We start from the raw sequence: 10224 nt of genomic DNA on the forward strand, positions 1-10224 counted from the left end.
ATGCAAACCCGTGAAGACATTTTCAATACCCTGCGCGACTCCCTGGTCGAACTCTTTGAACTCGAGCCCGAGCGCGTCACCCTGGACGCCAACCTGTACCAGGACCTGGAAATCGACAGCATCGACGCCGTTGACCTGATCGACCATATCAAGCGCAAAACCGGCAAAAAGATCGCGGCCGATGAATTCAAATCGGTGCGTACCGTCAACGACGTGGTTGAAGCGGTTTACCGTCTGGTTCACCCGGACGCATGAGGCGACTGATTGCCCCGGCACTGCTGCTGGCCGGCCTGCTGTACCCCTTTGCGGTGTATTTCGGCATGGCCCGTTTCGCCCCGTGGCAGTTTGCGCTGCTGCTCGGCGGCCTGTGGCTGGCACGCGCCCTGACCGGCGGACGACGCCCGGCCGATCTGTGGATGGCCGGTCTGGCGCTGGTGTTCTGCGGGTTGCTGGCGCTGTTCAACAGCCCGCTTCTGCTGCGCTGGTACCCGGTACTGATCAGCACGTTCATGCTCAGCCTGTTCGGTCTGAGCCTGAAGTTCGGCCCGCCGGTGATCGAGCGTCTGGCGCGACTGCGCGAACCGGAACTGCCCGCCATCGCAATTCATTACACACGACAGGTGACCAAAGTCTGGTGCCTGTTTTTTCTGTTCAACGGGTTAGTCGCAGCCGGCCTGACCCTGTGGGCACCGCTGAGCTGGTGGACGTTGTACAACGGCCTGATCGCCTACGGGTTGATGGGCCTGTTGTTTGCCATTGAATGGCTGGTACGACAAAAAGTAAGAGGCAGGGCATGAACTGGATAAAACTTGAGCAGCTATTGCTCAAGGGGCACAGCGGCCGAGCGGTCAGTTTCGACCCGGCACTGGATCACGACACCCTGCGCGGGCAGGCATTGAGCCTGGCAGGCGGGCTGCAACAGCGCGGCGTGCAACGTATTGCGCTGCATCTGGAAGATGCCGCCGAGCTGGCGGTCGCCCTGCTCGGTGCCTGGCGGGCCGGCGTCAGCGTACTGCTGCCCGCCGACCTGCAAGCGCAAACCCGGCAACGCTGGGACCCGCAGGTTGACCTGTGGATAACCCAAAGCAGCGAACTGCAGGCCCTTTATGCAAACCCCCTGCCCGGCGCCGGGCTCGATCTCGATGCCTGCCGGCTGAGCCTGTGTACTTCGGGCTCCAGCGGTGAACCCAAGCGCATCGACAAAACCCTGCGCCAGATGGCCAATGAAGTTGAGGCCCTGGAGCAACTGTGGGGCAACGAGCTGGGCGAGGCCTGCATCATCGCCAGCGTCGCTGCCCAGCATATTTATGGCCTGTTGTTCCGGGTGCTCTGGCCGCTGTGTGCCGGCCGCAGCTTTGTGCGCCAGCAACTGGCGTTCCCCGAAGACATGCAGCGCGTCAGCCGCGAGCACCCGGCATTTGCCTGGATTGCCAGCCCTGCGCTGCTCAAGCGCATGGGCGACAACCTCGACTGGCCGGCGCTGAGCCCGGTGCGCCGGGTATTTTCCTCTGGCGGTGCCTTGCCGGCCGAAGCCGCCCAAGCCTTGCACCAGCGCCTGGGCCAATGGCCTACGGAAATTTTCGGCAGCTCCGAAACCGGCGGCATTGCCTGGCGTCAGGGCCCGGGCCTGTGGCAACCCTTTGCCGAAGTACAACTCAGCCAGGGCGAAGACGGGGCCCTGTGCATTGCCTCGGCTTACTTGCCCCCAGGCCATGTCGAACATAGCGCCGATGCGGCACGCATCGAAGCCGACGGGCGCTTTGAATTGCTCGCACGCCTGGACCGCATCGTCAAACTCGAAGAAAAACGTATCTCCCTGCCAATGCTGGAACAGGCACTGGAGGCACACGACTGGGTGCTTGAAGCTCGCTTGGGTGTAGTGCGGGAAAACCGGGCGTCACTCGGCGCCTTGCTGGTCCTGAGCGACAGCGGCCTGTTTGCCTTGCGTGAACATGGCCGGCGCACGCTGACCCAGACCCTGCGCCAGCACCTGAGCCAGCACTGCGAAGCCCTGGCCTTGCCGCGCCGCTGGCGCTTGCTGCGCCAGTTGCCGCTCACCAGCCAGGGCAAACTGCCCCAGGCGCAGGTCGATGCACTGTTATTGGCACCACGGCCCAAACAGCCTGAAGTCCTGAGTCAGAACCAGCTCGATGGTGTTTGGACCCTGAGACTGGCGGTGCCCCCGGACCTGGCATTCTTTAGCGGTCACTTCCCCACAACCCCGGTGCTGCCGGGCGTGGTGCAAATAGACTGGGCCATCAGTCTGGGCCAGCAACTGCTCGACCTGCCACCGCGATTTGGCGGGATGGAAGTCCTCAAGTTCCAGCAACTGGTGCGCCCCGGCGACGAGATTGAGCTGACCCTGGGTTTCGACCCGCAGCGCAGCAAATTGCACTTTGCCTATCGCCATGGCGACGCCGCCTGCTCCAGCGGGCGCATTGTCTGGGCCGCCAATGACAACCTCGGTGGGAGCAGCGACATCAAGGAGCCTCCCCATGCATAACCCCTGCGCCGTGATCCCGGTTTACAACCACGAAACCGCCGTGCCTGACGTGGTCCAAGCGCTGCTCGCTGCCGGCTTGCCCTGCGTACTGGTGGACGATGCCAGCAGCTCCGCGTGCAGTGCCGTCCTGGAACAACTGGCGCAAGGCCCAGGCATCCATCTGATCCGCCTGGCGATCAACCAGGGCAAGGGCGGCGCAGTCATGGCCGGCCTGCGCGAAGCCGAGCGCCTGGGCTTTAGCCACGCCCTGCAGGTGGACGCCGATGGCCAGCACGACCTGCGTGATGTGGCGACCTTTATCCAGGTCTCGCAACTCAATCCCGAAGCGCTGATTTGCGGGTATCCGCAATATGACGCCAGCGTGCCCAAAGGCCGCTTGTACGCGCGTTACCTGACCCACGTCTGGGTGTGGATCAACAGCCTGTCGCTGCAAATTCCCGACTCGATGTGCGGTTTCCGGGTCTACCCGCTGACCCCGACCCTGGCCCTGATCAACTCGGCCCGACTGGGCAGGCGCATGGACTTCGACCCAGAAATCCTGGTGCGTCTGGCGTGGCGCAATCAACCGATGCGCTGGCTGCCGACCAAGGTCCATTACCCGCAAGACGGCCTGTCGCACTTTCGCCTGTTCCATGACAACGCATTGATCAGCGCCATGCATACCCGGCTGTTCTTCGGCATGCTCCTGCGTTTTCCGGTCATTCTCTGGAGGCGCTGGCAGGCATGAGCGAAGCACAACAGCATTGGGCCGAGCACAAGGAGCGCGGCAGTTTCTGGCTGATGAAACTCACCGCCTTCGGCATCAAATTGCTCGGCCGCCGCCTGCTGGCCCCGGTGCTGTACGGCATCGTGCTGTACTTCTTTGTCTTCGGCCGCAGCGCCCGCCGCAGCATCTGGTGCTACCAGCAGCGGCTGGCCGACTGGAGCGGCCAGACCGCCCCGGGCCCTTCCCACAGGCGGGTATTCGGGCAATTCATGGCCTTCGCCGACGCCCTGCTGGACAAGCTCGACATGTGGAATGGCCGCCTGAAGATTGCCGACATCGAAATCGTCGACCCGGCCGGCCTGCGCGATCAACTGCGCGGCGAACGCGGGCAAATGCTGGTGGGGGCGCATCTGGGCAACCTTGAGGTCTGCCGCGCGCTCGCCGAACTGGGCGAAAAGGTCACCATGAACGTGCTGGTGCACACCAAGCATGCCGAGCAATTCAACCGCCTGCTGGGGGAAGCCGGGGCCACCAACCTGCGACTGATCCAGGTCAGCGAGCTCAACCCGGCGGTCATGCTGCAACTGAGTCAGCGTCTGGAAAACGGCGAGTGGCTGGCGATCGCCGGTGATCGCGTACCGCTGCATGGCGGGCGCAATGTGCGGGTCGATTTTCTCGGCCACCCGGCGCCCTTCCCCCAGGGCCCATGGCTACTGGCCGGACTGCTCAAGTGCCCGGTCAATTTACTGTTTTGCCTGAAACGCGAAGGCCGTTACCGGGTCATCCTCGAACCCTTCGCCGACGCCGTGCAGTGGCGGCGCAGCGACCGCGAGCAGGTCATCGCCGAATGGACGACACGCTACGCCGAACGCCTGGGCCATTACTGCCTGGAAGCGCCACAACAGTGGTTCAACTTTTACCCTTTCTGGAAAACCGATGACGACGCAACCCCATGAGCCAGTAACCTTCGGCCAAACCCCGTTGCGCATTGAAGACGTGCTGGCGCTGGCCAATCGTCAGGTGCCGACCCGCCTGCAAGACGACGCCGAGTATCGCGAGCGCATCGCCAAAGGCGCGCGTTTTCTCGATTCGTTGCTGGACAAGGAAGGCGTGATCTATGGCGTGACCACCGGTTACGGCGACTCATGCGTGGTGGCGGTGCCGCTGGAGCATGTCGAAGCGCTGCCCCGTCATCTCTATACCTTCCATGGCTGCGGGCTGGGCAAACTGCTCGATGCCCAGGCCACCCGCGCCGTGCTGGCGGCGCGTTTGCAGTCGCTGTGCCATGGCGTCTCCGGGGTACGGGTCGAGCTGCTGGAGCGGCTGCAGGCTTTCATCGCCCACGACATCCTGCCGCTGATCCCGGAAGAGGGCTCGGTCGGCGCCAGCGGTGATCTGACCCCGCTGTCCTACGTCGCCGCGACCCTGTCCGGCGAGCGCGAAGTGCTGTTCAACGGTGAACGCCGCCTGGCCGCTGACGTCCACCGCGAACTGGGCTGGACCCCGCTGGTACTGCGACCCAAGGAAGCGCTGGCGCTGATGAACGGCACCGCGGTGATGACCGGCCTGGCGTGCCTGGCCTATGCCCGCGCCGATTACCTGCTCAAACTGGCGACCCGCATCACCGCTCTCAACGTGGTCGCGCTGCAGGGCAACCCCGAGCATTTCGACGAACGCCTGTTCGCTGCCAAGCCGCATCCGGGGCAAATGCAGGTCGCCGCATGGATTCGCCAGGACCTGGCCATCGACGCCCCGACCGCACCCTTGCATCGTCTGCAAGACCGCTACTCGCTGCGTTGTGCGCCCCACGTCCTGGGGGTGCTGGCCGACAGCCTGAACTGGCTGCGCGGGTTTATCGAGATCGAACTCAACAGTGCCAACGACAACCCCATCATCGACGCCGAAGAAGAGCGCGTGCTCCACGGCGGTCACTTCTACGGCGGCCATATTGCCTTCGCCATGGACAGCCTCAAGACCCTGGTCGCCAACGTCGCCGACCTGCTGGACCGCCAGCTCGCGCTGCTGGTGGACGTGCGCTACAACCACGGCCTGCCGAGCAACCTGTCGGGTGCGACAGCGCAACGGGCGATGCTCAACCATGGTTTCAAGGCCGTACAGATCGGCACCAGCGCCTGGACCGCCGAGGCCTTGAAAAACACCATGCCGGCCAGCGTGTTCTCGCGCTCCACCGAGTGCCACAACCAGGACAAAGTGAGCATGGGCACCATCGCCGCCCGCGATGCGATCCGCGTGCTGGAGCTGACCGAACAAGTGGCCGCCGCAACCTTGCTCGCCGCCAATCAGGGCGTGTGGCTGCGCAGTCGTGCCGAAGATGCCCGCCCGCTGCCGCCTGCGCTGGCCGCGATGCACACCGAACTGAGCAAAGACTTCCCGCCCGTGGTTGAAGACCGCGCCCTCGAAGCCGAACTGCGCCTGTGCCTGGCCCGGATCGCCCAACAACACTGGAGGCTGCATGCGTAGCAAAGGCGTTCTGCACGTTGACACTGAAATTCTGGTGCCGTTTTTCGACATCGATACCATGCACGTGGTGTGGCACGGGCATTACGTCAAATACCTGGAAGTGGCGCGCTGCGCGCTGCTGGACCACATCGGCCACAACTACACCCACATGCTCGCCGCGGGCTACGCCTGGCCGGTGATCGACATGCAGCTGCGTTATGTGCGCGGCGCCACCTTTGGCCAGCGGATCAATGTACGCGCCAGCCTGGTGGAGTGGGAGAACCGCTTGAAGATCAACTATCTGATCAGCGACCTGGCCAGCGGCGAACGCCTGACCCGGGCCAGCACCGTGCAAGTGGCGGTGGAAATTGCCAGCCGCGAAATGCAACTGGCGTCGCCCGCCTGCTTTACCGAAGCCGTCGCCAGGGTGCTGCCATGAGCCCGAAATCCTGTAGCAGCGAGCTGGCTCGCGAGATGTCTGGCCGCTTTAAAAAGCTCGCGAGCAAACTCGCTGCTACAGGGTTTGTGCTGATGTTTTTATGTTCAACAGCCCAGGCCTTCGACCTGCAACAACTCAGCACACAGCTGGCCAGGCCACAGGTTATCCACGGCGATTTCATCCAGGAAAAACACCTGCGCGCCCTGCCCAAACCACTGATCAGCACCGGTACTTTTGTACTGGCCAAGGACCACGGCCTGCTCTGGCAACTCAAGACCCCGTTGCAACAGGACTACCGCATCACCGCCCAGGGCATAGCCCGGCGCAACGGTTCTGAATGGCAAATGCTCCCCGGCAAGAGTGCCGGAGCCGAGCAGAACCGGCTGTTCCTCGCCGTCCTGCAGGGCGACAGCAGCGGCCTGCAGCGCGACTTCGAGCTGCAACTGCAAGGCGAAGCCAGCCACTGGCAACTGACCCTGACCCCGCGTTCAGTGCTGCTCAAACAGATCTTCACCCGGATCAATATCGACGGCGGCGAACTGGTGCAACGCATCGAGCTGCAAGAAACCCAGGGCGACAGCACCTTGCTCAAGCTGCAAAACAGCGTCAGCAATCAACCCTTGAGCGATGCGGAGCAGCACGACTTTGCCCAGTGAACGCTGGTTGCCCCGTGGCTTTCTGATCCTGCTGCTGGCCGTGCTCGCACTGGCTGCCTGGCAATGGCGTCACGGCGCTCCGCTGTCGGCCAACCTGATGGAACTGGTGCCCGGTGAATCGCCGGACGCCCTGGAACTGAGCGCCGAACAGCGCATGCAAGAACCGCTGAACCGCGAGATGCTGGTACTGGTGGGCAGCGCCGATCGCCAGCAGGCAATCGCCACTGCCCGGCAACTGGGCGAAGCCTGGCAAGCCAGCGGCCTGTTCGAGAAGGTGCAGTGGAACCTGCAAGCCGACCTGCCGGCCCTGCGCCAACAACTGCTGCGCGGACGTCTGGCGATGCTGGCCGAAGCTGATCGTACGCAACTGATCCAGCATCCCGATGCGTTCATCCAGCAGCGGGTGCAGTCGCTGTTCGACCCCTTTACCGGGTTCAGCCTGGTGCCGAGCCAGGACGACTGGCTGGGCCTGACCGGACGCATTCAGAACAGTCAGCCGGCCCGTGGCAGCGTGCAGCTGGATATTGGTAGCGGAGCCCTGATCGCCGATGCCGACGGTAAAAGCTGGGTGCTGCTGCGGGCGCGTACCCTGGGCAATGCCTTTGACATGCAGCTGCCGCTGCAAGTGGCCGGGCTGCTCGAACAAAGCCGCCAGCAAGCGGCCAGCCACGATATGCAATTGCTGGCCGCCAGCGGCCTGCTGTATGCGGCCAGCGGGCAACAGCAAGCGAGCCGCGAAATCACCTGGGTCGGCGGCGGTGCCACCCTTGGCATTCTTCTGCTGTTGCTGTTGGCCTTTCGCCGCTGGCGAGTATTGCTGGCCTTTGTCCCGGTGTTGGTGGGCATGCTGTTTGGCGCCGTGGCCTGCGTCGCCTGGTTTGGCAGCATGCACGTGATGACGCTGGTGCTGGGCTCCAGCCTGATCGGGGTGGCAGTGGATTACCCGCTGCACTACCTGTCCAAAAGCTGGAGCCTGAAACCCTGGCGCAGCTGGCCCGCCTTGCGCCTGACCTTGCCCGGGTTGAGCCTGAGCCTGGCCACCAGCTGCATCGGTTATCTGGCCCTGGCCTTTACCCCGTTCCCGGCCCTCACCCAAATCGCCATTTTCTCCGCCGCCGGCCTGGTGGGTGCTTACCTGAGCGCCGTGTGCTTGCTGCCCGCCTTGCTCAAGGGTGTCGAGCTGCGCCCGGCGCAATGGCCGCTGAGCATTGCGCAAACCCTGCTGGATATCCGTGAAGCCTTGCTCAGAAAGATTCCCACCCCGGCATTGCTGGCCCTGTTGCTGGCGTTTTGCGCCGCCGGGTTGTGGCAACTGACCAGCAAGAACGACATCCGCCAATGGGTCGGCGCACCGCCGCAGTTAATGGCCGAAGCCCAGGCCATTGCGCGAATCACCGGCTACCAGCCCACCAGTCAGTTTTTTCTGGTGCGCGCCGACAATCAACAGCAGTTGCTGGAGCGCCAGGCCGCCCTCAGTGAGCGCCTCGATCAGTTGGTCAACATGGGCAAACTGCAGGGCTATCTGGCGCTCAACCAACTGGTCAACCAGCCTGGCGCGCAACAGCAACTGCGGGCCGCCCTGGATCAACTGCCACACCACTGGCAGCCGCTGCTGGAACTCGGCGTCAGCGAGGCTGCCCTGCAAAATGAGCTGGCCCAACTCCAGGCCTTGCCCGAGCAGCAGATTGACGATGCCTTGAGCGGGCCGCTGGCCGAACCGTGGCGCCCGCTGTGGCTGGGTAACAACCCCGAGGGCGTGGCCGCGATGGTCAGCCTGCAAGGGCTGAACAATGCCAGTCTGCTGCGGGTGCAGGCGCAGGACCTGCCCGGTGTGCAACTGGTGGACCGGCTGGGGGATTTGAACCGGGTGTTCGCCGCCACCCAAATCAGCGCCGCCGAATTGAAGCTGCTGTCCTGCGTCCTGATCGTGCTGCTGTTGATCGCGCCATTCGGTTTTCGCGGCGCGCTGCGCATCGTCGCCCTGCCGTTGCTGGCCGCGCTGTGCAGCCTGGCCAGCCTTGGCTGGCTGGGTCAGCCGCTGACCCTGTTCAGCCTGTTCGGTTTATTGCTGGTGACGGCCATCAGCGTCGATTACGCCATTCTGATGCGCGAGCAGATTGGTGGCGCTGCGGTCAGTCTGCTTGGCACCTTGCTGGCGGCACTGACTACCTGGCTGTCATTCGGCCTGCTGGCCGTATCCAGCACCCCGGCGGTGAGCAACTTCGGGCTGTCGGTGAGCCTGGGGCTGGCGTTCAGCTTCATCCTCGCGCCATGGGCCGGGAAGCAGGAGCACAAACCATGCTGACCCTGCTGTTCTGGCTGATGGCCCTGGCCCTGTTTGCCGGGGCCACCCGGCTGGGCCGCCACTTCGGGGTGATCCCGATTGTCAGCCAGTTATTGTTGGCGTCCATCGGTTTGCCGCTGCTGATGCTGCTGTGGGTCGAACCCCACTGGCAGCTAAGCGGCGCGCAGCTGGTCACGCCAGGGTGGCTGAAAACCCTGTACAGCCTGAGTTTCGCCCTGTTGCTGGGGCATATCCTGAGTGATGTGATTGACCTGCGCATCGACCGCCAGAGCCTGAAAATCGCCCTGCCCAGTTTTGCCATTCCCTTTGTCTGCGGGCTGGCCTGCGCGGTGTGGCTGCTGCCCGCACAACCCTGGCTGAGCTCGCTGGCGGTGGGCCTGGTGTTTGCGATCACCGCGATCCCGGTGCTGTATCTGTATCTGCGCCATATCGACTACCCGCCCGCCGCTGCCCGCCGCCTGGTACAAAGCGCGATCCTGATCGACCTGACCTGCTGGAGCCTGTTCGGCCTGGCCCAGGGCAGCCTCAACCTCAGCAGCCTGCTCCTGCCGCTGGTGGGCGCCCTGCTGCCGTTGTTGCTGCGCGGACTGCGGATTCGCCAACCCCTGTGTTACAGCCTGGGTTTTCTCGCCCTGCTGGTGGTAGCCGAGCATTACCGGCTCAATGCGCTGGTTTTCGGCGTCGGTTACCTGTTGTGCATGGCGTGGCTCAAAGTCCCGCTGGTGATGCCGTTGAAAGCCGCCTGGCTGGAAAGCCTGCAAACCCGCCTGGCGGTGCCGTTGATCCTCACCTTCGGCATTGTGCAGATCAACCTGCACAGCGCCCTGAACAGCATCAGCGCCTTGCAGATAGCGGCACTGTTGCTGCTGCCGATGGCCAGCAAGCTGCTGGGCAACTGGCTGGGGTTGAGCTGGGCCACGCCTTCGTTTACCGGCGCCAGCAAGTGGCGTGAAAGCCTGCTGCTGAATATTCGCGGCTTGAGTGAAATCGTCTTTCTCAACCTGCTGCTGCAACAACAGCTCATCAGCCCCGCACTGTACTTCGCGCTGATGCTGATGGGCCTGATCGCCACGCTGTTACCGGCGCTGGCGGGCATCAACAAAACCCCTGTGAAGTCTGCCGTCCCCCCCGGCAAGGAGCCCGTGTGTCAGTAAT

The 10224-nt window shown here is 63.7% G+C and carries 10 protein-coding genes; all 10 read left to right on the forward strand.

Annotation, left to right across the window (positions count from 1 at the left end; all coding sequences use genetic code 11):
- The 10 genes from FEZ21_RS01815 to FEZ21_RS01860 are packed head-to-tail and all read left to right on the forward strand — an operon-like array spanning nt 1 to nt 10223.
- Entirely contained in the window at nt 1–255 is a 255-nt protein-coding gene (locus FEZ21_RS01815; protein WP_003438863.1) for an acyl carrier protein, read from the forward strand.
- Entirely contained in the window at nt 252–797 is a 546-nt protein-coding gene (locus FEZ21_RS01820; protein ID WP_003438860.1) for a hypothetical protein, read from the forward strand. The genes FEZ21_RS01815 and FEZ21_RS01820 overlap by 4 nt, the downstream gene beginning before the upstream one ends.
- Entirely contained in the window at nt 794–2503 is a 1710-nt protein-coding gene (locus FEZ21_RS01825; RefSeq protein WP_160626320.1) for an AMP-binding protein, read from the forward strand. Before FEZ21_RS01820 ends, FEZ21_RS01825 begins: the two co-directional genes overlap by 4 nt.
- Nucleotides 2496–3230, forward strand: a complete 735-nt coding sequence (locus FEZ21_RS01830) for a glycosyltransferase family 2 protein (protein WP_160626323.1) — start codon at nt 2496–2498, stop codon at nt 3228–3230. Before FEZ21_RS01825 ends, FEZ21_RS01830 begins: the two co-directional genes overlap by 8 nt.
- Nucleotides 3227–4165, forward strand: a complete 939-nt coding sequence (locus FEZ21_RS01835) for a glycosyl transferase (protein ID WP_010656276.1) — start codon at nt 3227–3229, stop codon at nt 4163–4165. Before FEZ21_RS01830 ends, FEZ21_RS01835 begins: the two co-directional genes overlap by 4 nt.
- Nucleotides 4146–5690 (forward strand): histidine ammonia-lyase, encoded by a 1545-nt coding sequence (gene hutH, locus FEZ21_RS01840; protein ID WP_003438851.1) that lies wholly within the window; start codon nt 4146–4148, stop codon nt 5688–5690. Before FEZ21_RS01835 ends, hutH begins: the two co-directional genes overlap by 20 nt.
- The gene (locus tag FEZ21_RS01845; protein ID WP_003438849.1) at nt 5683–6108 is read left to right on the forward strand and encodes a thioesterase family protein; all 426 of its coding nucleotides are present in this window, start codon (nt 5683–5685) and stop codon (nt 6106–6108) included. Before hutH ends, FEZ21_RS01845 begins: the two co-directional genes overlap by 8 nt.
- Nucleotides 6105–6764, forward strand: coding sequence for an outer membrane lipoprotein carrier protein LolA (locus FEZ21_RS01850; protein WP_160626325.1), 660 nt, complete (start codon nt 6105–6107; stop codon nt 6762–6764). The genes FEZ21_RS01845 and FEZ21_RS01850 overlap by 4 nt, the downstream gene beginning before the upstream one ends.
- Nucleotides 6754–9069, forward strand: a complete 2316-nt coding sequence (locus FEZ21_RS01855; RefSeq protein WP_160626327.1) for an MMPL family transporter — start codon at nt 6754–6756, stop codon at nt 9067–9069. Before FEZ21_RS01850 ends, FEZ21_RS01855 begins: the two co-directional genes overlap by 11 nt.
- On the forward strand, nt 9063–10223 hold the full coding sequence (locus tag FEZ21_RS01860; protein ID WP_160626329.1) for a sodium:proton antiporter: 1161 nt from the start codon (nt 9063–9065) through the stop codon (nt 10221–10223). Before FEZ21_RS01855 ends, FEZ21_RS01860 begins: the two co-directional genes overlap by 7 nt.
- The last annotated feature ends 1 nt before the right edge of the window (nt 10224 follow it).

The sequence above is a fragment of the Pseudomonas sp. 9.1(2019) genome (assembly GCF_009910445.1).
GTDB lineage: Bacteria > Pseudomonadota > Gammaproteobacteria > Pseudomonadales > Pseudomonadaceae > Aquipseudomonas > Aquipseudomonas paraversuta.